We start from the raw sequence: 23,555 nt of genomic DNA, 5'->3' as shown, positions 1-23,555 counted from the left end.
GCCTCCCAGGCAGGCGGCCAGGCGGATTTCACGAATGTTTACGCAGCCTTGCGAGTCCTCGTTAACCTTGTTCGACGTGCCTTGAAGTGGTACGCACGGACCTGTTGCAAGGCTCCTTTTCCCAAGGACAGCTTCACATGGAAAAGACCCCCGCTACCGGCTCGGCGGTTGCTCCGCCGCCCGCGGAGTATGGGACGGACAGCATTACCAAGCTCGAGGGCCGCGAGGCGGTCCGGAAGCGCCCCGGCATGTACATTGGCGACACGGTGGCCTACGGCCTCCACAAGCTCGTGTACGAGGTCGTCGACAACGCGGTCGACGAATCCCTGGCCGGGCACTGCACCGACATCGAGGTCGTCATCCACGTGGATGGCTCCTTGAGCGTGCAGGACAACGGCCGCGGCATCCCCGTGGGCCCACACCCCAAGTTTCCCGGCAAGGACACCCTGGAGGTCGTCCTCACGGAGCTGCACGCCGGCAGCAAGTTCGGCAACGGCGCGTACAAGGTCTCCGGTGGCCTCCACGGCGTGGGCGTCACCTGCGTCAACTTCCTCTCGGAGTGGTTCAAGGTCCGCGTCCAGCGCAACGGCACGGTCTACGAGCAGTCGTACGCGCAGGGCATCTCGGAGTCGCCGCCGCGCGAGGTGGGCACCACCGACAAGCGCGGCACGTACATCGCCTTCAAGCCGGACTCCACGGTGATGGAGATGGTGGAGTTCAACTTCGAGACGCTCAGCCAGCGTCTGCGCGAGTTGGCCTTCCTCAACGCGGGCCTGCACATCACCATCCGCGACGAGCGCACGAACAAGGAGCACGACTTCAAGTTCGACGGCGGCATCTCCTCGTTCGTGGAGTACCTGAACAAGTCGAAGCAGACGCTCCACGACAAGCCCATCTCCTTCAGCACGGAGCGCGAGGGCGTCACGCTCGACATCGCGATGCAGTGGAATGACGGCTACGACGAGCGCATCTACACCTTCGCGAACAACATCAACACCCACGAGGGTGGCAGCCACCTGTCCGGCTTCAAGGCGGCGCTGACGCGCACGCTCAACAGCTACGCGGAGAAGGGCAGCCTCTGGAAGGACCTCAAGGAGACGCCCACCGGTGAGGACGCGCGGGAAGGCCTGTCCGCCGTCATCTCCGTCAAGCTGACCAACCCCCAGTTCGAGGGGCAGACGAAGACGAAGCTGGGCAACAGCGAGGTGAAGGGCCTGGTCGAGCAGATGGTGAACGACCAGCTCGGCTCCTTCCTGGAAGAGACGCCCATGGTCGCCAAGAAGGTCGTGGCGAAGATTGGCGACGCCTGCCGGGCACGTCTGGCCGCGCGCAAGGCGCGGGAGACGGTGCGCCGCAAGGGCGTGCTGGACGGCGGCGGGCTCCCCGGGAAGCTGGCGGACTGTCAGAGCCGCGACCCCAACGAGAGCGAGCTCTACATCGTCGAGGGTGACTCCGCAGGTGGCTCCGCGAAGCAGGGCCGGGACAGGCGCAACCAGGCCATCCTCCCGCTGCGCGGCAAGATCCTCAACGTGGAGAAGGCCCGCTTCGAGAAGATGCTCACCAGCGCCGAAATCGTGACGCTGATTACAGCCCTGGGCACGGGCATCGGCGCGGAGGACTACGACCCGGAGAAGGCGCGCTACCACCGCATCATCCTGATGACGGACGCCGACGTGGACGGCAGCCACATCCGCACGCTGCTGCTGACCTTCTTCTTCCGGCAGATGCCGGAGCTGCTCCAGAAGGGCTACCTCTACATCGCGCAGCCGCCGCTCTACAAAGTCACGCGCAACAAGAAGGACCAGTACGTCAAGGACGAGCACGCGCTCAACGAGTACCTGCTCAAGAGCGCGTCCGAGCACGCGCGCGTGCTGACGCCCGACGGCGAGCTGGGCGGCGCGGAGCTGAAGGGCCTGCTGGAGAAGGTGATTACGTACGAGGAGCGCCTGGAGAAGCAGGCCAAGCGCCGTGACGCGCGGGTGGTGGACGCGCTGGTGCAGGGCGCGCGGCTGTCGGCGGACACGCTGGCGGACGAGGCCGCCCTGGGGACGGCCGTGAAGGCCGCCTACGACACCTTCGAGCGCCGCATGCCGGACGTGCTGGGCCGCGTGCGCCACGAGCTGGTGCAGGACCCCGAGCACCACACGAAGAAGCTGGTGTTCCACACCGACGTGAACGGCGCCATGCGGGAGACGGTGCTCGACCACGCCTTCCTGTCCTCGCCGGAGTACGTGGAGCTGTCGACGCTGCGCGACGCCTTCGTGGCGCTGGGCAAGCCGCCGTACAAGGTCCGCGTGGACGCGGGGGAAATCACCGTCTTCTCGGTGCAGGAGGTGCTCGCCGCCGTGCGCAAGGACGCGCAGCGCGGCCTGGGCCTGCAGCGCTACAAGGGTCTGGGCGAGATGAACCCGGAGCAGCTCTGGGACACCACCATGAACCCCGCCACGCGCACGCTGCTCCAGGTGCGGGTGGAGGACGCGGTGGAGAGCGACGAAATCTTCTCGCTGTTGATGGGCGAGGCGGTGGAGCCGCGGCGCGAGTTCATCGAGCGCAACGCCCTGGATGTGCAGAACCTGGACATCTAGCCAGCCCGACTGGAAAGACGCGTGGGCCCGGTGCCCCCTCGGCCCCGCGCCCACGTGCCTTTCCCGTCCTTGTCGAACCGGGCCTCCGTGTTGCCGGGCCCTCGGTAGCCCTTACGGAAGGAAGCCAGGCCCCCGTCGCTGGACGACGCGCGGGGCCTCGATTCCCCAAGGGTAGTCACCCACACTCCAGGCGAAGGCCCCGGCGGCGCCGCTCGCCCGGGTGGTTGCTACCGCTCCGAGCGGCCCGAGCCCTTCAGCGCCTCGGCGCGCTCCTTCCGGGACATGGCCGTCACGTCGACGATGTCCACCTCGAAGGCGCCCCGGTTGTCGCCCACCTGCGCGTCCGGGAAGGTGCAGTGCAGGTCCTCCGCGCCGGACACCTGGTAGCGCTTTCCCGCCTGGAGGATGCGGTGGGTGACTCGCACCGAGGCGGGCTCCGGACGCCGCTCCATACACAGCACCTGGCGCACGCGGCCGTTGGGGCCCGAGCGCAGCTCCGCGAGGTCATCCCGAACGGTGAACAGGTAGGTGGACTTGGGGTCGAGGCCGCGCAGCAGCATCTGGTGCTCGGGCTTCAACTGCACCGCGTGCTCCTTCGCTTCGAAGGTGAACGAGCGCGGCGGCACGTAGGCGGACTGGCGCACGTTGATGCGCACGGCGCCGCTGTTGTCGTCCGGGCCGTTCTCGTCCAGCGCGAAGACGTGGAGCTTGCGCGCGCCCTTGATGGTGCGCGTCGACGCGCCGAGCAGCCCGAAGCTGTTGTCCGCTGGGACGTCGCCTTCGATGTAATAGGCCAGCGTGTTGGACGCGGTGCCCCGGCCCTCGGCCAGCGCGGCGGTGCCCTGCGTCCACACCGAATACGTGGTGGCCGGGTTCAGCTCGATGCTCGCGGTGGCGTACTCGGCGATGGGCGCCGCATTGTGCCGGGGCCGCAGCACCAGCATGCGCGTGGGGTAGTCCTCCTCGTTCATCGGGCGGGCCGTGGGCGAGGTGGCGGAGTCCTGCACCGGGCCGCCCTGGGCCACGGCCTGCTCCGCGCCGCCACTGTCCGCGGCCAGCGGCGCGCCCGCGTCCTCCCCTGTCACGGCGCTGGCGACCGCGCCGGCGTCGTCGCTGGGCGTCGCGCCGGCGTCGTCGCTGACGGTGGCGCCCGTGTTTCCGGGGACGTGCGTGGCCTTGACCGCCACGACCGGCGGCTTCTCGGGCTCGGTGGCGCGCTTCAGCTCCGCGGTCAGCGGCTCCACCAGGGTGGAGGTCGGCGTGAAGCGCTTGGTCCAGGGCAGGTAGCCCGGCATCGTGAGGGCCACTGTGTTGGCCTCGCCAATGCGGACTTCAATCATCATCGGCGTGACGCCCTGGAGCGTCCGGTCGTTGAGCCGCACGGTGGCGCCCGCGGGTTTGGAGGCCAGCCACAGCGTGGTCGACGACGCGGACATGTCGTCGAACGTCGAGTCGCGCGCGATGACCAGCTTGTAGAACACGCCGAGGACGAGCAGCACCCCGGCGATGGCGAAGACACTCACCGTCAGGGTGCGCGCCTTCTCCTTGCCCTGCGCCACGCGCGCGGCCTCCTCGCGCGCCAGCTTGTCGCGGGCATCGTCCACGGTGGTGCGGTAGCCCTTCGGGCCCCACGTCCCCACCGAATGCGCCTCGGTGGTGGGCTCCTTGCCTTCGGTGGGCGAGACGGCGGGCACCTCGACGGGGGTGTCGTGCGGCGCGGCCAGGGTGGGGGGCGGCGCGTCACCCGCGTCGGTGAACGGCTCCTCGTCCAGCGCGGGGGCGGGGAGCGCGGGGCGCTCGGAGGTGAAGGTCCTCCGCGCGCCGCCCTCGGAGCGCGGAACCTGCGGATTCGTCACCCGCCGCACGCCGCTGCTGGTGGGCCGGCGAGCCCCCGGGTTGCTCGTGGTGGGGCGGCGTCCGCCCTCGCTCCCGGGCTTGCCGCTGTCGCTGCCCGGCCGGCTGCGGATGCCGGGACTGGAGGCCCGCTGGCTGTTGCTGGACGGGAGCCGCGCGCGGCCCTGCGAGGGCTCCACGGCCCCCGTCTGCCACGCGGCGAGCTGCTCCTGGAAGGCGGCGGACAGCTCCACCTTGCGGCCCTCGGCGGTCAACTCCTCGGCGAAGAGGTGCGCCATGAGCTGCGACAGCAGGGTGGGGGTGAAGCGCGGGTTGTCGCGGTAGAGCAGCTCCACCAGCGACTCGCTCAAGTCCTTCGCCGTCTGGTAGCGCGCCTCGCGGTCCAGCGCCATCGCGTGGGAGATGACCGTCTCCACGTCCGCGCTGACGGCGGGGTTGAGGACGGACGGCGGCAGGCAGTCTCCGACGAGGATTCGGGGCAGGACGGTGACGAACTCCCCTTCATAGGGGCGCTTGCCACACACCATTTCGTAGAGGACGACGCCCGCGGCGTACACGTCCGTGCGGGCGTCCAGGTCCTGCCGGCCCTGGGCCTGCTCCGGGGAGAAGTACGGGTACTTGCCCTTGAGCGTGCCGGGAGACGTCTTCGCCTCCACCGCGCTGGTCGCCTTGGCGATGCCGAAGTCGATGACCTTGACCTCGCCCTCGTAGGAGATGAGGACGTTGTCTGGCGACACGTCGCGGTGCACCAGGCCCATGGCCTGGCCGTCCTCGCCAATGTGGCGGTGCGCGTAGTCCAGGCCGTCACACAGCTTGCTGGCCACGTGGAGGGCCAATGCCTCCGGGAAGACGCCCATCCCCATGCGTTGGGCGCGGCGCAGCACCTTGGACAAGGGCTGGCCCTGCACCAACTCCATGGCGATGAAGTACTGCCCGTCCACCTCGCCGAAGTCGAAGACCTGCGCGATGTTGCTGTGGCTCATGCTGGCCACGAGCCGCGCCTCTCCGATGAACATCTCGACGAAGTCCGTGTCGTCGACGAAGTGCGGGAGGATTTGCTTGATGACGCAGGGCTTGGTGACCCCCGCCGCGCCCGTCATCCGTGCGCGGTAGGTGACCGCCATGCCTCCCGCGGCAATCTTCGAGAGGAGGACGTATTTGCCGAAGTGCTGAGGGCTGTTTTCCGCCACGGGACGTGAGCATACCCTCCTTCCGGGGAAAGTCCCGGATCCGGATTGCACTCCCTGCGAAGTTTTTCAGCGACCACCGGTCTCGTACCTTCACACTTCTTCATCGAAGGGGCGGCTGTGAGAGGCTCCCCTCCGGTTATTTACGAGATTGTGTCCGGCCCGGCCGGAGGGTGGGGGCGGCCGGTCCCTCGCTGAGAAAAAGGCGGAGCTGATGGCGTCCGAGCACCCCCTGCGTTCGCGGTGGGCCTCCCTGTCTTTGATTGCAGTGTGGCTGTTCTCGACTCCGGGCCTGGCCCAGGAGGGGACGCCGGACACCGCCCATCCCGCGGATGCGCCCGTCCAGGCCCCGCCCGCGCCCGCGTCATCGCTCGGGAACCCGGCGGTGGCGGCCGACGCGCCACCGCGCACGGAGGTGTCCCTGGATGCCCAGGCCGTACCGAGGCGCCCGGACTTCAAGCCGTGGGCGGTGCCGGTGGCGGTGGTGCCCGGGTTGCTCTTCCACGGGCTCGCGCCCCTGGTGGCGGGGGACACGCACACCGCGAAGCGGCTCTTCGCGCTGGAGGGCGCGGGCCTGGGGCTCATCGCGCTGGGCGGTGTGCCCATCGTCCTCACGGGGGCGTCGCGGCGCACCATCGCTCCGCTGTACGCGGTGACGTTGGCGGGCTTCAGCACGCTGGGCATCTCCGCGTTGGCCAACCTCTATGCGGTGACGTCGCCAGCCTTCGACCCGGGCGTGGCGCCGCCCATGCTGCCGCCGCTGGAGCTGGAGGTGGGCTACCAGCACGTGAATGACACGTCCTTCGACTACCGCCACTTCCTCACGGTGGGAGCGCAGGCCCGCTTTGAATCGCTGCGGCTGCTGGGCACCGTTCGGGTGGACCCCTCCGAAGGCAACACGCAGGTGCGCCTGGGCGGCGCATGGCGTCTGATGGGCGCGCCGGAGCGCTCGCTGGTGGGGACGGACGGCAGCGCGCTGGACGTGGAGGCCTTTGGCCAGTTCCACCGCTACCCCACGGAAGGCTTCGCCATGGTCAGCGGCGAGGTGAGCCTGCGCGGACGTCTGGCCATGTCACGCCTCAGCCCGGCCCTGGCGGGCTCGTTCGCGGAGGTCAGCCTGGGCACCTCCTTGGAGACGTTCACCTATCCGGGCGCGGTGAGTGACGGGAACCTGCACGAGCAGCTCCTCTACACCTTTGGTTACGGCGTGTGGCTGGGCCGGGGCGGCGGACCGTTCCGAGGCGAGGCGATGCTCTATTACGACCACCGGAAGGACGGTTTCGCCGGAGGCATCCGCTCTCGAGGTGGCGGCATCGTCGGCGCCTTTGGCCTGCGAGGCCGCGCGCTGCTGACGGAGTCGTGGGGCGTGGCCGCCGAGGTGCAAGCGGGTGGCGCGCTCGTGGGACGGCTGTCCTTGATCTACGCCCTGGGAGGTGAGCGGTGATGCGCGTGGGAGCGAAGGGGTGGGTGCTGGCGTCGCTGGTGGTGGCGGGGTGCGGGATGCGGCCCTCGGAGAACCGCGCCATCGTGGACTCAAAGGTGGGCCAGGCCCAGCAGGGTGGCCTGACGGTGGCGGTGGCGGACGGGCTGGCGTCGGTGCGTGAGCTGGCGCCGGGCTCGCTCGTGTTCTGGGGCAACGCGCCGGCGTTCTCCACCCGCATCGAGGTGGGCGCGGACGCGCCGTCCAGTTGGATGGTGACGGTGCGCAACGCGATGCCAGACGCGGTGCTGGTGGCCGAGGAGGAGGGTGGCGCGGCGCTGACGCTGGAGGCGCTGCCGCAGGCCTTGCCCACGGTGAAGGTGTGGCGCGTGGCGCTGCGCTCGGGGTCGACGGTGCGCCTCTCCGTGGCGCCGCCGGACGCGGAGACGCGGGAGCCGTTCCGCTTCCTCTCGCTGGCGGACGTGCAGGAGGCGCTGCCGCGCGTCGGGGACATCTATGAGCGCATGCGGCGGGATGACTCGGCGCGCTTCATCCTCTTCGCGGGAGACCTCACGGAGTCCGGCACGCGCGACGAGCTGCTGGAGTTCCAGGAGCGGCTGGAGGCGGGCTCACGGATTCCGCTGTACGCCACCCTGGGCAACCACGAGACGTTCACCCGCGACGCGGCCGAGTACCACGCGCTGGTGGGCCGAGGCAGCCAGAGCTTCGTCTTCAAGGGCGTGCGCTTCACGGTGCTGGACTCCAGCAACGGCACGTTGGACCCGTGGGTGGAGGAGCAGCTCGACGGGTGGCTGGAGTCGGGGCGGCAGGGCACGCACGTGGTGTCCATGCACGTGCCGCCGCAGGACCCGGTGGGCCTGCGCGGCGGCGGCTTCGCGAACCGGGGCGAGGCTGCGGGGCTGGTGGGGAAGATGGCGCGCGCGGGCGTGGACCTGACGCTCTACGGGCACATCCACTCCTATTACTCGTTCACCAACGCGGGCATCCCCGCCTTCATCGCGGGGGGCGGTGGTGCCCTGCCGGAGACGTTCGACGGTGTGGGCCGACACTATCTGGCAGTGGACGTCAGCGCGGACGACGGGCTCCAGCAGGCGGCGTTGGTGCGCGTGGATTGATCCGCAGGGAGGCTGTTTTAGCCTACCCTCTTGATCTGACACTGAACATCTGGGCAGATAGGGGCCTCCTTCCCGCACGGAGCCAGGAGGCCCGCCCATGTTCGACTCGAACGAGAACGACCCCATTTCCCCGGCGCTGCGCGCGCTGCTCGAGCTGTTCTCCACGGAGTTGGCGGAGGTCCGCTTCCCGGACATGAACGGCGAGGTGTTGGACGCCGCGGCCGAGCAGGTGCGGGAGCAGGCGGAGGCGGTGGCCCGCGCCCAGGCGGCGCTGGAGTCCGCGCGTCAGGCGCTGCAGGAGAGCCAGGAGGCGCTGCTGCAGAAGGGCCAGCGGGCGCTGGCGTACGCGCGCGTCTTCTCCGAGGAGAACGCGGAGCTCGCCGCGCGGCTGGAGGGCATCCACCTGCCGAAGCCGACACGCAAGGGCGCCACGGGTGGGGTGGAGACGGTCAGCGCGGCGCAGGGGAATGACGAGAACGCGCCCCGTCGCCGTGGCCGTCCGCCCAAGGCCCGCGCCGCGTCCGGGGCGTCGCTGTTCACGGACGGCGCCACGCCGGAGGCGCTCGCCGCCCACGCGCACCAGACGGGCAACGGCATGCTGTCCGAGGCCTGATCGGCCCACCTGCGGTACACGGCCGTCCGATAGGTCTCGGCTGTCGGACGGCCTCATGAACGTCATGGGGCGAGTTGAGCCGGGTCGCTGCTGGACGGATGCGTAGGCGCTCTGTCCCGTCCCGAAGTGTCGTCGCTGCTCCATCAGGCGGATGCGCCAACGCGGTGCGTGTCGCGCCGCACACGTGCCGTGGATGTTTCCGAAGTGCAGGCCTGCGGTGCGCTCGGGAAGCTTCGCCACGTTCCAACAAGATGCGACGCATGTTGTCGGGCACTGGCACCTCGCCGTCCTGGCCCGTGGACGCGCATCCGGAAGCGCGTGGCGACCGAGTCCCCACGGAATGAAAGACGCCCTCCGACGAATCAAGGGAGCCCTGCTTGTACGGGGGAGGGTGCTGACTGGCACGCCATCTGCTTGGTGCAGCGCCGTGCCTGAATCCTGTTGGAGCGGAGGTCGCTTCTGCCGGGAACGTGCCTCCTCAAGAACGTGGTGCTGCGGTTTGAAACAAGGAGGCGCTCAGGAGGTCGCTATTTTAACTCGAGGCCCCTTATTGAAATAAGGGGCGGAGCTTCAGGTCGTACCGCGCGCGTTGCGCAAGAGGGGCGGGGGAGGCGGGATGCGAGCGGGTAGGTACGTGCGGCAGTTTCAGGGGTACCGAGCTTTCATTCCATCGCCGTTGCCGCCGGACCCCAGCGTTCGGTTCGATGGCGAGTTGGCCTCCCTTCTGAGCCAGGCGGACCGTGCACTGGGGCGCTTGGATGGGGTGTCATCGATCCTCCCCAACCCGGACCTCTTCGTCGCCATGTACGTGCGGCATGAAGCGGTCCTCAGCTCACAAATTGAGGGAACGCAGAGCACGTTGGAGGACGTCCTCGAGTACGAGTTGGACGAGCGTGGCGCCAAGCGCGCCAAGGATGATGCAGAAGAGGTCGTCAACTACATCGCGGCCATGAACCACGGGCTGAAGCGCCTCGAAACACTGCCGCTTTCCCTTCGCCTGCTGCGCGAAATCCACTCGAAGTTGATGGAGGGGGTGCGCGGCAGTGAACGCAGTCCAGGCGAGTTTCGAACGAGCCAGAACTGGATTGGCCCTCACAACTGCACGCTGAAGACCGCGACCTTCGTTCCACCGCCTCCTCATGAGATGGAGGCCGCGTTGAGCCACCTGGAGAAGTTCCTCCATGCGCCGGGTGACTTGCCCACGCTCATCGTGTGTGGGCTCGCCCATGCTCAATTCGAGACCATTCACCCCTTTCTCGACGGCAATGGTCGTGTCGGGCGGCTGCTCATTCCGCTGCTTCTCTGTGAGCGCCGCATTCTCGAACGCCCGTTGCTGTATCTCAGCGTCTACCTGAAGGCGCATCGGGCCGAGTACTACGACAGGTTGACGGCAGTCCGGACCGCAGGCGATTGGGAAGGCTGGCTGCGCTTCTTCCTGCGTGGCGTCGTGGAAGTGAGTGCCGCCTCGACGAACACCGCGCGCTCCATTCTGAAGCTTCGAGAAGCGTCCCGGCAGAAGCTCTCCAGCAACGCACAGGCCGTGCGCCTCCTGGACCACCTCTTCGAATACCCGCTGCTCTCGGTGCGCGCCGCGGAGCAGTTCCTGGCGTGCTCGTATGTGACGGCCGCCACGGCCATCGAGCAACTGGAACAAGCGGGGCTCCTCCGGGAGACCACCGGTCAGAAGCGCAACCGGTTGTATCGGTATGACCCCTACCTCGCTCTTTTCGAGCAGCACGGACTGGGCACGCAAGAGCGTGACGGAGAGGGGCGTCCAGCGGAGCGCTGACGCACCCGTCTCACGAAAAGGCCACGGCCCAGCCGCGTGCGGTCGCCGGAGCCCCCCTCCGCGCGCCGCACTCGACCGGGCCATGGGGCCGGGACCTCCGCCCGCGTTCGGCGGAGGCGCCCGGCTCAACTCAGCGAAGGTTGCTCAGTTCTCCGGGAACGCCGTCCAACCGGCCAGCCAGTTCTCGGTGCCCAGCGCGCCCACGAAGCGGGCGGAGGGGTCGAAGAAGCCGCCCGGCGGCGACGCGGCGTTGTCCGGGTTCAGCGCGGGCGAACCGGCCGCCGGCATGAAGTTCGGCGCCGTCAGGTTGCGAGCGTCGGTGAGCTGCGGATCCAGCACGCGGTTGTTCAGGCCGGAGGCGAGCACGCGCTCCTGCTCGTTGAAGTTGGACACGTCCGGGTTGGTGATGTTGCCGCTGGAGTCCACCGAGGGGTTCGGCACGAACTGGATGGAGGACGTGTCGCCGCGGTTGCTCCAGAAGAACGTGTTGCGCAGGTACAGCTCCGGCGTGGCCTGGTTCCACAGGGCCGCGGAGGCCGTGCCGCTCACGTCGATGGCGAAGTCGGCGAAGTGCGCGACGATGATGTTGTTCAGCTTGCCGCCCGCGCCGGTGTTGAACACCATGCCGGACTGCACCGGGCTGGTGCCCGCCGGACGGCCCGAGCCGATGAACGTCGCGTTCCAGATTTCCGGCGTGGACCGCGGCGTGGCCGCGTTCTGGTTCCGGTTGCCGGACGCCTCGATGCCGTAGTTGCCCACCACCGCGTTCTGCTGGGCGATGAAGAACTGAATCTTGCCGTTGTAGCCCAGGTCATAGTCCAGCGAGTCGTCATCCGCCTGGGTGACGACGGCGTGCGACAGGTTGGCCGAGCCGCCGAAGAACTCGATGCCGTCGTCCGCGCCCAGGTGCACCTGGATGTAGTCCAGGTCGGTGTCGGAGCCGCAGCCGGCCACCGTGAGGCCGTTGAGCTCGTTGTCCTCGGACAGTTCGAAGCCGGCGAACTCGATGCGGACGTAGTTCAGCGAGCCGCAGTTGTGCGACGCGTCCGGGGTGGCACCGCCGCCGTAGCGGGTCAGCGGGTTGCTCTCGGAGGCGAAGAAGCCCTCCACGGCGTTCTCGCCACCGGCGACGTTGACGTGGCCCTTGCCCAGGAGCACCACGCCGCCCCAGTCACCCGACGCGCGGCTGCCCACGGGGCGCGAGCTGGTGAAGACGATGGGGGCCGCCGCCGTGCCCACGGCGTGGATGCGCGCGTTGCGCGTGATGACGAGCGCGCTGCCCTGGTCACCCAGGATGCGGGCGCCCGGCTCGATGGTGAGCGTGCCGCTCTCCACGAAGATGTAGTTCTTCAGGGTGTACGTGAAGCCAGCCTTCCAGGTGGTGTCCTGGGTGATGTTGGAGGACACGTCCTCGGTGGTGTCGGTCGGGGGCGGGTTCGGGTTGTCGGGCGTGTTGTCGTCGCCGCAGGCGGGCGTGAAGGCAAGAGCGGAGAGCGTCAGGAGGGATGCAAAGAGGCGCTTCATGGGAGTGCTTCCTTTCGCGGGTTTAGAGGGACCAACCCAGCGACGCGCTGAAGGCGATGCCGGGCTTGTACGACTGCACGACCACCGATTCCTGGCGGAGCGTGACGGAGGAGTTGAGGAGGTTGGCTGCGGTGAGCTTGAGCTGCGCGGAGCCCAACTGCTGGGCCACGGAGATGTCCAGGCGGTGGAAGGGACGCTCGTAGACGTCGGGGAGGTACTGGACGCCGACCTCGCTGATGCGCGCGCCGTAGACGTTGTAGAGGACGGTGAACTCGGTGCCGCTCTCCGGCCGCAGGTAGCCGGCGTTGAAGTTGATGACGTAGGGCGACTGGCCCTGGAGCGGACGCCGCCGGTTCGTCTGCGAGCCCACGTTGCTGTCGCCCAGGTCCACCTCGGAGCGGATGAGCGTGAGGTTGGCGCCCACGCGCACGTCGCGCAGCGTCTCGGTGAGGCGCGCCAGGGAGGTGCGGGCCTCCAGCTCCACGCCGTACGTGTCCGCGCCCGCGGCGTTCCGGTAGCTGAGGTCCTGCGCCTCCGGGTTGTTGATGACACGCTCGATGGGGTTCTCGAAGCGCTTGTAGAAGGCGCTGGCGGCCAGCACTTCGTTCTCACCCGCGAACCACTCGATGCGGGCGTCCACGTTGTGGAGGCGCGTCTGCTGCAGGTCCGGGTTGCCGGACACGTTCCGGCGGCGCACGAAGTCGAAGTAGATGAAGGGCGCCAGCTCGCGGAAGGTGGGCCGCGCCAGCGTGTAGCTGTAGCCGCCGCGCAGGTTCACCGACGGGGTGAGCGCGTAGATGGCGTTGAGGGACGGCAGCAGGTTCGCGTAGTCGGAGCGGCTCTCCGTACCGCGGGCGCCCGTGAACGGGTCCTTGACCGTCAGCACCTGGCTGGAGGTCTCCAGGCGCAGGCCGCCCACCAGGCGAAGGGCCTCCAGGGGCTGGGCGTCCGCGGAGACGTACCCCGAGAAGATGCCCAGGTAGGCGTCGTACGCGTCGTCCGCGCGGGTGGAGTCGCGCACGTTGATGCTGGTGCCCAGGTTCTCCGGCGCGAAGAGCTGCTCGGGCGGGAGGCTGCGGTCCACCGGCGTGGTGCCCAGCAGGTAGCGGAAGCGGCGCGCGCCGAAGTCGCGGAAGGACACCTGGGCCAGGCCGCCGGCCTTCAGCTTGACGGCGGACAGGGGCACGGTGACGTTGAGGCTGCCGCCCGTGGACGTCTCACCCAGCTCGGCGAAGAAGCGCTCGCCGCTGTTAGGCTGGTTGGGGAAGGTGGGGACCGTGTCGGGGACGTTGAAGTTGTTGAGGTAGAGCGTGTCGCGGGTGTCGGGCTCGTCGCGGTCCACGCGGGACACGTTGGCCTGCCAGTCCAGCTCCGCGTCGCCCAGCAGCCCCAGGCGGTGGAAGCCTCGGAGCTGGTTGAAGAAGAGCTGACGGCTGACGAACTGGAGCCGCGTGCTCTCCTGGCGCTCGCTCCGGATGAGGTTCGAGGCGACCGCGGTGTGCGTGCGCGTGTCGGTGCCGCGGGTGTAGAGGCCAAACCAGGTCAGCTCGTTGTCGCGGTCAATCTGGAAGCCCACGCTGCCCAGGCCGCTGAGGCTGGCCGTCTCGAAGCCCTGGCTGTTGTTGGCGGACTCGAAGGCGTAGAGCTGGTCGTTCTCGTCGCGGGAGGCGCGGGCGAAGGTGCCTTCCTGGACGCCGTCGCGGTGGCCGTAGTTGCCGCTGACCAGGTAGCCCAGGCGGCTGTTTCCGAAGCGCAGGGTGTCACCCACCGACACGCCCACGCCCATGTTGGGGAGCGCCGTGGTGCGGCGGGCCTCCCAGATGTTGGGGAAGCTGCGGAACTGCTGCGCGAGCACCTCGCGGGATTCGCCGGACGCGCCGAGCTGGGCGTTGCGCGGAATCGCGCCCGGAAGCTGGCGGCTGCTGCTGGGGAAGCCCAGCGCCTCGCCGAAGCCGCCCTGGGCCTGGCTGTTGCGCTCGCGGAACGTCGTCACGGAGTCGCCGCCCAGGGTGATGCGCGGCTTGAGCTCGAACTCGCTGGGGTAGGAGTTGGTCTCGATGAGCAGCGTGCCGCCGCCGAAGGTGCCCGGCAGGTCCGGCGTGTAGCTCTTCACGATGTTGAGGTTGGCGAGCAGGTTGGTGGGGAAGATGTCCAGCGGGACGCTGGGCTCGTCCGGCTCGGGGCTGGGCAGCAGCGCGCCGTTGAGCAGCGTGGTGCTGTAGCGGCCACCCAGGCCGCGCAGCAGCACGTAGCGGCCGTCCACCACCGTGGCGCTCACCACGCGCTTCACGGCGTCGGAGGCGCTGGAGTCCGGCGTGCGCGCGATTTCCTGCGCGCTGATGGCGTCCGACACGGCGGCGGCCTTCTTGCGCTCCTGGAGCAGCGCGCCCTCGGCACGGCGGTCCGCGCGGGCCTCGACGACGACCTCCTGCACGGCGCCTTCGTCGGCGCTGAGCGCGACGTCCAGCTTGGTCGCCTTGCCCTGCGTCACCACGACGCCGGTGATGCGGCGGCCCTGGTACACGTCATAGAAGACGCGCAGGTCATACTTCCCGGGAGGCAGCGCCACCCGGTAGTAGCCGTCCAGGTCCGTGAGCACCTGCTTCTGCGCGCCGGTGACGACCTTCACCGTGGCCTCGATGAGGCCCTCGCCGTTCGTCTCGTCCACCACGCGGCCGTAGATGCCGGTGAAGCCCGGCGGCGGAACGGAGGACTCCGCGAGCATCTCGTCGTCCATGCCCTCGGCGCCCAGGGCACCGTCGTCGGCGGGAGCGGCGGGCTGCGCGGCGGTGGGGTCGGTCTCCGTGCCCGGCTGCGCGGCGGTGGGGTCGGTCTCCGTGCCCGGCTGCTGCGCGGTGGGCGGCGTTTCAGTGCCCGGCTGCGCGGCGGTGGGAGACGTCTCCGTACCCGGCTGCTGCGCGGCGGGGGGCGTACCGGAAGGATCAGCCGCGGCGGGAGTCTGCTGCGTCGCGGGCGGAGTTTGGGTTTCCTCGGGTTCGGGGAGGGGTTGCGTGACAGGGTCGACCGCGGGAGCGGGCGCCGTGGCCGGAACACCGGGCGCCTGTGCGAACACGGGCGTAGCTGTAATGACAAGCGCAGCCAAGAAGGCGCGCAGGTTGGCAGTGCGAGACAACACGACACTCCTTACCGAGGTGCGCGTAGAGAACGCGACACGCATGGCATCTGGATGAAGGGGCTGTGACGATTCAGGCGGCGGACCGCAAACTTGGTGTCACGGTCCGCCGCGGCGCTGCATCAATCCGCGAGCTTGTCCGGCAACACGCCGACCGTGATGTCCCCGCCTCGCGCGAGGTCCAGCACGTCCATGGCGGCGCCGTACGGCACATCATCACTGGCGTCGAAAAACACAATCTTGTCCGGACGCGCGTTGAGCATGCGTTGCAGCCGGGCCACGACCTGGTCGCGGGCGACTTCTTCCCGGTTGATGCGCAGCACGCCGGACTTGTCCACCGTGAGCACCACCGGTGGCACTGCATCGGGAGGAGGCGGAGGCGCCTCCTGGTCATCACCCTTGGCGGGCACCGTCATCCACATCTGCTTGGTCATCAAAGGCGTGACGACCATGAAGATGATGAGGAGGACGAGCACCACGTCCACCAGGGGCGTCACGTTCATCGCCGGGCGGATACCGCCTTTTCCGCCTCCGAGGTCGAATGCCATGGCGTGCGCTCCTAGTTCTTCGGCTTGTCGACGACCTGAAGGTTGATGCCGGGGAAACCCAGCTCCTGCATGGCCTTGAAGAGGCCGCGCACCTCGGAGTAGCGCACGCCGCGGTCCGCCTTGAGCACCACCGGGGAGTCCGGGTCCTTGGCGCGCACGGCCTTCAGCTCGGCCATGAGCGCGTCACGCTTGAGCTCCTTGCGGTCCAGGTAGAACGCGCCTGTCGCGGAGAGGCTCACCGTGGTGGGCGTCAGCTCCTTGTTCTCCTTGTCCGGGTTCGTCGCGGTGGGCAGCTCCACCGCGGCGCCGGACTCAATCTGGGGCGTGACGACCATGAAGATGATGAGGAGGACGAGCACGACGTCCACCAGGGGCGTCACGTTCATCTCCGGCGTCAGGCTCCTACGCGGGGTGGACATCGCGGGATTCCTTGCGAGCGGCGAGCTCCGGCCCCGTGGCCACGGCGGCGCCGCTGGTGGCGGCGGCCTTCTGGGGGCTCAAGTCCTCCAGGTAGTCCATGAACTCGCTGCGAGCCGCGTCCAGGGAGAGCTGGAGCGCGTCCGCGCGGGTGGACAGGAAGTTGAACATCAGCACCGCGGGGATGGCGACGAGCAGACCCAGCGCCGTGACGACGAGCGCCTCGGCGATACCGGCGGACACCGCGCCCAGGCCGCCCGAGCCCTCCTTGGCGATACCGGAGAAGGCCTCGATGATGCCCACGACGGTGCCGAGCAGACCGACGAACGGGGCCACCGAGCCGACGGTGGCGAGCACCGACATGCCGCGGCGCACGTCCGCGCTGACGCGCTCGTTGACGCGGACCAGCTCACGCCGGGTCAGCTCCACCGGGCCCAGCTTGCCGGCCGGAGCGCGGGACTTGGCGAGGTAGTGCTTCATGCCGCCGCCCAGCAGCATGGCCAGGTGGCTGCCCTTGGTGGCCTCGGCCTCCTTCACCAGCGCCTCGTGCTGGTTCTGGGTGAGCAGCGGGCCGGCGCGGGACGCGAAACGCTTGGAGATGGAGCGCGAGCGGAAGAAGACGAAGAGGCGTTCGAAGAAGACCGCGAGGGACGCGATGGCGAAGAGGATGAGCGTCCACGCGATACCCAGCGCGAACACACCCATGTGGTTGTAGATGTCCCTGAGATTGAAATTCATGACGGGTTTGCTCCTGGGGGGCAGGTGCGGGTGTGGCGTGACGGCCTACGACTTGAGACGGAACGGAACCTTGAAGATGCGGAACACGGCGGTGGGCTGACCGGCGACGATGGCGGGCTTGAAACGCCACGTCTTCGCGGCGGCCATGGCCGCGCTGGCGAAGGGCTCGTCACCGCGCATCACCTTCAGATTGCTGACGCGGCCATCCACGCCCACCACGCCCTTGAGGATGACCATGCCTTCCAGGCCCTTGGAGCGGGCCTCGGCGGGGTACTCGGGTGTGAGGTTGGAGGTCAGCGGCTCCGGCGGCGTGCCGGACTCGGGCAGGTTGATGGGCGCGGCGCGCCCGCCACCGCCCGCCAGGGTGTCACCACCGGGAACACCGCCCACGACACCGCCCGGCACCAGCGTGCCGGTGCCACCCACGGCGATGGGCGCCGCGGCGACCGTCTCCGTGGCGGCCTCGGGAGGCTTCTCCAGCGGCACTTCCTTGGGAACGACGATGTTGGCCGGCGCCACGGCGGGCGCGGCGGGAGGCGGCGCCATCGCGGCGGCCGGCGGCGCGGGCTTGGGCGCCAGCTTCGGCTTGGGTGGAGGAGGTGGAGGCTTCACCTCGACGACGGGGGGCGGAGGAGGGGGCGGCGGACGGAACACCACATCCGTGCCCTTCTTCTCCTTGATGACTTCCGTCACCTTGCCTGCGGCGGTGATGGCGGCAATGCCCATCAGCGCGAACACGGCGACGGAGGCCGTGGTGGAAAGCGCGAACCGCCGCGCCGAATGGACGTCCGGGCCACTGTCGAAGGTCTCGAACATGACTGGACGCGCATATAGCGACGCCATGTGTCGGACCCGTCCGAAGCCCGTGACACTTTGCCTTCATCAAAATCACGGACGCGTCACGGCGACAGGCGGCCACCAAAGCAGCGTGGCAGGCGTGCCACGACATTGTGTTCAACCGTGGCGCGAGGTGCGCCCATGCGCCGAGTCTGTAACAGCAGCGCCAACAACAACGCGGCGTAAACCAGGGCGAAGGGCCGCCACAGGAGGACGTGACGGCTCCACTCCACGCCGAGCACCGAGTCGGAAACCAGGACGCCCGTGAGCGCCACGAGCCCCACCAGCACCAGGTTGGGCCGGTGCCGGCTCTCCACCGCCGCGCGGATCAACGGCCACGCCAGCACGTAGTTCGCGCGCCACGCCAGCGGTGACAGCAGCGTGACGCCAAGGCAACACATGGCGATGAGGTCCGCGGGTCCGGGGCGTGCCCACACCACCGCGGCGACGAAAAAGCCCAACGCCGCGGCCTGTGCCAAGGACATCGCACCCGGCAGCACCACGGTTTCGGGCGGATACACCAGTGACAACAACAAAGTGGGCAGCCCCTGGGTATTGGATTGCAGCGCCCAGGGTGGGGTGGTGCGCGCGAGGGTGTCTCGCCAGAGGTGGAATTGGAGGAATGTTCCATCCCCGCCGTAGTGAATCAGCAAAGGCAGGGTCAGCACGGCGCCCACCACGGCGGTGGCGCCCAGCACGCGCCAGTGGCGGCGCCACAGAAAGAAGAGTCCGACGAGCGCCGCGGGGGCTTGAGGAGGAAGGCGATGGCGAAGGCCACCCCGGGGCGCCACACCTGTCCGCGCTCGGCGCCGCGCGTGGAGAGGAGGATGAGGAGGAGGATGACGGCGTCCACCTGTCCATAGAACAGCTCGTAGGTGAAGGCCGGCAGCAGGGCCAGCGTCGTCAGGACGGGGGCCCAAGTCCAGGGCGTGGCTTCTCCCTTTCCGGGGAGGGCGCGGGTGGTGAGCCGGGCCACCAGGACGAGCGCGGCGATGGAGCAAAGGTTCCACAGCGCGACGGCGGCGCGCGCGGGCAGCAGGGTGAAGGGGAGGAAGAGGGGCGCGGTGATGGGCGCGTACTTGAACGGCATGGTGCCGTCGGACAGGCGGTAGATGTCCGTGCCCTCGAGGAAGCGCTCCGCGGCCATGAGGTAGACGCGGAAGTCCACGCCCCGGCGAGGGTGCTGGCCCACGGCGACGGCGGCCACCGCGAGCACGAGCAGCACGAGCCACCAGGCCCTCCGCGCCCACGGGGCCTGTGCTTCGGAGCCGGCGGTGCCAACCGGCGCGGCGTCCGGAACGGGAGAGGCAGGCCCGAGGGGGCCTGGGTCGGCAGCGGTCATGTGGGCGGTGGGGTGGGGTGGGGAGCGGCACCATTCCACGCCCGTCGCCGCGCACGCAACGGAGGGGCCCGGCGCGCTACAGGCCGTAGTCCTCCATCAGCTTCAACCACACCTCGCTCATGGTGGGGAACGAAGGCACCGCGTGCCAGAGCGTGTCGAGCGGCACCTCCCCCGCGACGGCGATGGTGGCCGCGTGGAGCATCTCGCCCACCTCGGGCCCGGTGAAGGTGGCGCCGACGAGGACCCGGCGCTTCTCATCCACCACCCACTTCACGGTGCCGGTGAGCCCCTTGCCCATCAATGAGGTACCGGACACATCCTGGAGGTGTTTCTCCACCGTGCGCACCGGGATGCCCGCCTCGCGGGCCTTGGCCTCGGTGAGTCCCACGGAGGCCACTTGCGGATGGGTGAAGACGACCTGGGGCGTGGCTTTGGCGTCCGCCCAGGCCTTGGCCTGCTTGCCCGCGATGACGTCCCCCACCATGCGGGCCTGGTACTTGCCCATGTGGGTGAGGAGGTTGCGGCCGTTGACGTCGCCGCAGGCGTAGAGCCAGCCGCCCTCCACGCCCTTGGCGCGGAGCTGGTCATCCACCGCCACCGGCTTGCCACCCTGGAGCCCGACCGTCTCCAGTCCCAATCCGTCCGTGCGGGGTACTCGGCCCATGGCCACCAGGATTTCGTCGGCGCGGACCTCCTCGCCGTTGGACAGCGTCACCGTCACCTCGCCCTTGCCGCCGGGGCGCTGGACGCGCGTGGCCTCCACGCCGAGCCGGACCTGGACGCCGGCGTCACGCAGGGCCTGGGCCACCTGCTCACCGGCGAAGGGCTCCGCGCGGGACAGCAGGCCTTTTCCTCGCTGCGCCAGCGTCACCTCGGCGCCCAGTGAGCGCCAGGCCTGGGCCAGCTCCACCGCCACCGCGCCGCCGCCCAGCACCACCAGCCGCTTGGGCACCTGCTGGGCGCCGGTGCCCTGACGGTTGTCCCAGGGCTTCGCGTCCCGCAGGCCGGGGACATCGGGGATGCGGGGTCGGCTGCCGGTGGCCAGCACCACCGCCTTGCGGGCCTCCAGCTCGCGCACGGTGCCGTCCTTGCTCTCCACCCGCACCTTGCGCGGGCCGGTGAGTTTGCCCGTGCCGCGAATCACCTTCAGCTTCGCGTCCTCGGCCCACTTCACCTGGGAGTCGTCGTTGTAGTGGCTCACCATGGCGTCGCGCTGGGCCAACACGGCGCGCGCGTCGATGGGGCCCTTGAGTGTCTCGCGGACGCCAGCGGCGTGTTCTGCGAGCCACCGCGCGTCACCCGGGCGCAGCAGGGCCTTGCTGGGGATGCAGGCCCAGTACGAGCACTCGCCGCCGAGCAGCTCGTGCTCCACCAACGCCACCGACAGCCCGGCCTCCGCCGCGCGTGCACCGGCGACCTCGCCCGCGGGCCCCGCGCCAATCACCACCACGTCGAAAGCATCCGCCATGTGCATTCACCTCGTGCCCGCTCCGTAGCGCGAAGGCGGGCGCGGCCCATGCCTCGTTGGGACGCACGTTCGCTGCTGGAAAGTGAGGTTGGTCACCCGCCGACACCTGCCACAGGGCCTGGGTCGGAAAGGTGGCTGGCTGTCAGGTCTGCTCGCGTCCTGACGTCGGGGTGGGCCGCTTGACGGGGACAGGAGGCCGGTCGCATCCTTCCCGCGAAGCGTCACGGTTCGCGCCGGAGTCTCGCGCGCGGCGGGAGGTGTGCCATGGGACGTGTCACGAACGGAGTCTCGGGTCGCTTCGCGCTGAACGTGCTGGACCGCGTGGACCGCCTCCCTCGCTGAGCCGCTCGAGCTGAGCGGGACGGAGTGCGTTCCCAGCGTTCTCGGACACGCCAAGGTGCGCGGAGCCTTTTCCGCCGTACCACGGGCCGGCGTGTGTCCTGTGCGTCGCCCACGGTTTGAATCCGTGCGCGCGCCGGGGCACCGCGCGGCCTCTTGGGAACCGTTCGTCCGCTCATGTCTTCTTCCAGGAATCGCCGTCAACCGGCCGCGCGCCATCTGCGCGTGCAGTCCCATTTGTCTCAAGAAGTGGCCCGCACCTTCCGAGGTGAGCTGTCCGACCCGATGCTCGAAGGCGTCGCGCTGACGTCCTTCGAGCTGGCGCCGGATGGCCGCCTCGTCCGCATTGGCTACACCGTCACGCCGGAGGTCGAATCCGCCGGCCTGCGTCCCGTGCAACAGGCGTTGGACCGCGCCAGCGGCTACCTGCGCTCGCAGCTCGCGGAGCACCTCGACCTCAAGCGCGCGCCGCAGTTGCGCTTCATCTTCATCGGCGTCTCGGCGCAGGTCCCCGGCGCGGCGGAGGGCGAGTCATGATGCCTCGCGTCCTTCCCGCCGTGCCCGGGGGCCGGCCCATCCTCGTCTGGGCCCGCGCGCTGCCGCCGGGCGCGGAGAAGCAGTTGCGGTACCTCGCCGCCCAGCCCTACGTGGTGGAGCACGTCGCCGCCATGCCGGACCTCCACGTCGCCTCGGGCATCGCCGTGGGCACCGTCTTCGCCACGGACCACCACGTGGTGCCGGGGGCGCTGGGGGGCGACCTGGGCTGCGGCGTGAGCGCCTGGCGTTTCCCGCTCACCGAAGGGCTGCCCGGCCGCGACGTGTTGGAGCGCGTGTTGGCGCGGCTGGCGGAGGTGGTGCCCGTGGGCGACGCGGTCCACCGGGGAAAGGGGCTGCCGCTGCCCGCCGCGCTGGCGTCGCCACCCCTGTCCACCCGGAAGCTGTGCCACGCCTGGGAGCGGCTGGCGCCCAGGCACCTGGGGACGCTCGGGGGTGGCAACCACTTCCTCGAGCTGGACCGGGACGCGGAGGGCGCCCTCTGGCTCCTCTTGCATACCGGCTCCCGGGGCGTGGGCGCGGCCATCGCGGACCACCACGGCCGCGTGGCGCGGGCGCTCGGGGAGGGGCACCTGCCCGCCCTGAGCCTCCACACCGACGAGGGCGCCGCCTGCCTCGCGGACACACAGTGGGCCTGCCGCTTCGCCCGGGCGAACCGGGACACCCTCGCCGCGCGGGCGTTGGCGGTCCTGGAAGACGCGTTGGGCGTGGCCGCCGAGCCCGGCTCCGCCGTGGACGTCCACCACAACCACGTGGCCCGGGAGGTCCACGCGGGCCGCGAGGTGTGGGTCCACCGCAAGGGCGCCGTCGGGCTCCAGGCCGGCGAGCGAGGGCTCATCCCCGGCTCCATGGGCACGGCGTCGTACGTCGTGGAAGGACTGGGGGAGCCGCGAGCCTTCGGCTCCTGCTCGCATGGCGCCGGGCGCGTCCTCACGCGGACGGAGGCGCGAGCCCGCATCCGCCCGGCGGCGTTGGAGCAGGCGCTGCGACGCGTGGTGTATGAGCGGGGGCGCACCGCCGCGCTGGTGGAGGAGGCCCCCGCCGCCTACCGCGACATCACCGAGGTGCTGGAGGACGAGGCGGACCTGGTCCGGCCGTTGGTGCGCCTCACGCCGCTCGCCGTCCTGAAGGGCTGACCGAGGGCCTGGGCCCCCCGTGAAAGCGGGGGGCTTTACTCCCGGTGTCAAGAAAGAGCGACAACCCGCCCGGCTTTTGGCCCGGGCCAGGGGTCCAGTGGCTGACAGGTGAAGGGAACCGCGTCAGGGGAGTTCCCCGCACCCGTCGGGATGCCGTACACTCGGCCACCAGAAGTACACGAGAGAACCTGCTGGGGCGTCGTCTAATGGCAGGACATCAGACTTTGACTCTGAGTATCAAGGTTCGAATCCTTGCGCCCCAGCCACTCCGCTCCGGGGGGACGCGGTAGCCACGCGTCTGTCCGTGCACGAAGGACGGTGGGCCGATGCCGCAGAAGACACTCCTTCTGGTCTCCGTGGGTAGCCCGCCCGCTTCGCTTCAGCGGGATTTGCAGGACCCGCTGGCGGCACACATGGGTGTCTCCGTCGCGGTGTCGAAGACGGTGCTCCAGTCGCCCGCCTACGCCTTCAACAAGGACCGTGGCCAGTACCACTGCAACGCCATCATGCGGCGGCTCACGCCCATGCTGGAGGCCGGCCAGTTCGCGGTGATGGGCATCACCGACGTGGACCTCTTCGTGCCCGACTCTCCCTTCGTCTTCGGCGAGGCGGACCGTGAGTCCAAGACGGCGGTGATGAGCCTCAACCGTCTGTCCCAGGGCGCCACCGGCGACACGCTCCGCCGCCGCGCGCAGGTGGAGGTGGTTCACCAGGCGGGGCACCTGCTCGGGTTGTCCTACTGCGAGGACCCGCGGTGCGTGATGTTCTTCGCCCAGACGCCGCAGGACTGCGACCGCAAGCAGCTCTCGCTCTGCAACCTCTGCCGCAACGAGCTTCAGAAGCTCAATCGCTGACAGCCGCCGGGCATTGAATCACCCGCGGCGCGTTGACGTCGGACCCGGTGCGCCCTGTAGTACGGGGCTCTCTTTCGGCC

Annotated in this window: 18 protein-coding genes and 1 tRNA gene; 9 read left to right on the top strand and 10 right to left on the bottom strand. The window is 69.5% G+C overall.

Features of this window, described 5'->3' with window-relative positions; all coding sequences use genetic code 11:
• Positions 1-137: 137 nt before the first annotated feature.
• Complete coding sequence (gene gyrB / locus A176_RS32670) at positions 138-2,585, top strand: DNA topoisomerase (ATP-hydrolyzing) subunit B (RefSeq protein ID WP_044890183.1); 2,448 nt, start codon at positions 138-140, stop codon at positions 2,583-2,585.
• Between the two features lie 227 nt (positions 2,586-2,812).
• Here gyrB and A176_RS32665 read toward each other — a convergent pair whose 3' ends face one another.
• Positions 2,813-5,629 (bottom strand): serine/threonine-protein kinase, encoded by a 2,817-nt coding sequence (locus A176_RS32665; RefSeq protein WP_002640221.1) that lies wholly within the window; start codon positions 5,627-5,629, stop codon positions 2,813-2,815.
• Between the two features lie 211 nt (positions 5,630-5,840).
• Between A176_RS32665 and A176_RS32660 the strand changes: the two genes are divergently transcribed.
• From A176_RS32660 to A176_RS32645, 4 genes are all read left to right on the top strand, one after another.
• The gene (locus A176_RS32660) at positions 5,841-7,070 is read left to right on the top strand and encodes a hypothetical protein (RefSeq protein ID WP_044890182.1); all 1,230 of its coding nucleotides are present in this window, start codon (positions 5,841-5,843) and stop codon (positions 7,068-7,070) included.
• On the top strand, positions 7,070-8,182 hold the full coding sequence (locus A176_RS32655; RefSeq protein ID WP_002640219.1) for a metallophosphoesterase family protein: 1,113 nt from the start codon (positions 7,070-7,072) through the stop codon (positions 8,180-8,182). Before A176_RS32660 ends, A176_RS32655 begins: the two co-directional genes overlap by 1 nt.
• Positions 8,183-8,279: 97 nt before the next feature.
• The gene (locus tag A176_RS32650; RefSeq protein WP_002640218.1) at positions 8,280-8,795 is read left to right on the top strand and encodes a hypothetical protein; all 516 of its coding nucleotides are present in this window, start codon (positions 8,280-8,282) and stop codon (positions 8,793-8,795) included.
• A gap of 616 nt (positions 8,796-9,411) precedes the next feature.
• Positions 9,412-10,584 (top strand): Fic family protein, encoded by a 1,173-nt coding sequence (locus A176_RS32645; RefSeq protein WP_044890180.1) that lies wholly within the window; start codon positions 9,412-9,414, stop codon positions 10,582-10,584.
• 144 nt (positions 10,585-10,728) lie between these two features.
• On the opposite strand, the gene A176_RS32640 is transcribed toward A176_RS32645, so the two are convergent.
• The 9 genes from A176_RS32640 to A176_RS32605 form a co-directional block, all read right to left on the bottom strand.
• Entirely contained in the window at positions 10,729-12,108 is a 1,380-nt protein-coding gene (locus tag A176_RS32640) for a hypothetical protein (protein WP_002640216.1), read from the bottom strand.
• A gap of 22 nt (positions 12,109-12,130) precedes the next feature.
• Positions 12,131-15,286: a TonB-dependent receptor domain-containing protein gene (locus A176_RS32635; protein WP_044890179.1), complete on the bottom strand. Its 3,156-nt coding sequence runs from the start codon at positions 15,284-15,286 to the stop codon at positions 12,131-12,133.
• A 77-nt stretch (positions 15,287-15,363) separates the two neighbouring features.
• A complete protein-coding gene (locus A176_RS32630; protein ID WP_002640214.1) occupies positions 15,364-15,789 on the bottom strand; it encodes an ExbD/TolR family protein in 426 nt (141 codons plus the stop codon).
• A gap of 11 nt (positions 15,790-15,800) precedes the next feature.
• The gene (locus A176_RS32625) at positions 15,801-16,208 is read right to left on the bottom strand and encodes an ExbD/TolR family protein (RefSeq protein WP_002640213.1); all 408 of its coding nucleotides are present in this window, start codon (positions 16,206-16,208) and stop codon (positions 15,801-15,803) included.
• Positions 16,192-16,944: a MotA/TolQ/ExbB proton channel family protein gene (locus A176_RS32620; protein ID WP_002640212.1), complete on the bottom strand. Its 753-nt coding sequence runs from the start codon at positions 16,942-16,944 to the stop codon at positions 16,192-16,194. The genes A176_RS32625 and A176_RS32620 overlap by 17 nt, the downstream gene beginning before the upstream one ends.
• A gap of 45 nt (positions 16,945-16,989) precedes the next feature.
• Positions 16,990-17,760 carry an energy transducer TonB gene (locus tag A176_RS32615; RefSeq protein WP_002640211.1) on the bottom strand — a complete coding sequence of 257 codons (771 nt, stop codon included), beginning with the start codon at positions 17,758-17,760 and terminating at the stop codon, positions 16,990-16,992.
• Between the two features lie 83 nt (positions 17,761-17,843).
• A complete protein-coding gene (locus A176_RS40730) occupies positions 17,844-18,449 on the bottom strand; it encodes a hypothetical protein (protein WP_420811421.1) in 606 nt (201 codons plus the stop codon).
• Positions 18,443-19,006, bottom strand: coding sequence for a glycosyltransferase family 87 protein (locus A176_RS40725; protein WP_250635850.1), 564 nt, complete (start codon positions 19,004-19,006; stop codon positions 18,443-18,445). Before A176_RS40725 ends, A176_RS40730 begins: the two co-directional genes overlap by 7 nt.
• A gap of 193 nt (positions 19,007-19,199) precedes the next feature.
• Complete coding sequence (locus A176_RS32605) at positions 19,200-20,591, bottom strand: dihydrolipoyl dehydrogenase family protein (protein ID WP_002640209.1); 1,392 nt, start codon at positions 20,589-20,591, stop codon at positions 19,200-19,202.
• 516 nt (positions 20,592-21,107) lie between these two features.
• Between A176_RS32605 and A176_RS32600 the strand changes: the two genes are divergently transcribed.
• The 4 genes from A176_RS32600 (at position 21,108) to A176_RS32585 (ending at position 23,475) form a co-directional block, all read left to right on the top strand.
• Positions 21,108-21,467, top strand: coding sequence for a ribosome-binding factor A (locus A176_RS32600; protein WP_044890176.1), 360 nt, complete (start codon positions 21,108-21,110; stop codon positions 21,465-21,467).
• Positions 21,464-22,621: an RtcB family protein gene (locus A176_RS32595; RefSeq protein WP_002640207.1), complete on the top strand. Its 1,158-nt coding sequence runs from the start codon at positions 21,464-21,466 to the stop codon at positions 22,619-22,621. Before A176_RS32600 ends, A176_RS32595 begins: the two co-directional genes overlap by 4 nt.
• A gap of 192 nt (positions 22,622-22,813) precedes the next feature.
• Positions 22,814-22,887: transfer RNA gene (locus A176_RS32590), tRNA-Gln, on the top strand.
• Positions 22,888-22,947: 60 nt separating this feature from the next.
• Positions 22,948-23,475, top strand: a complete 528-nt coding sequence (locus A176_RS32585) for a non-proteolytic archaemetzincin-like protein (RefSeq protein ID WP_002640206.1) — start codon at positions 22,948-22,950, stop codon at positions 23,473-23,475.
• Positions 23,476-23,555 lie beyond the last annotated feature (80 nt).

Origin of the sequence: Myxococcus hansupus, from assembly GCF_000280925.3 — a bacterium.
GTDB classification, from domain to species: domain Bacteria; phylum Myxococcota; class Myxococcia; order Myxococcales; family Myxococcaceae; genus Myxococcus; species Myxococcus hansupus.
This window is presented reverse-complemented; position numbering and strand designations above follow the sequence as displayed.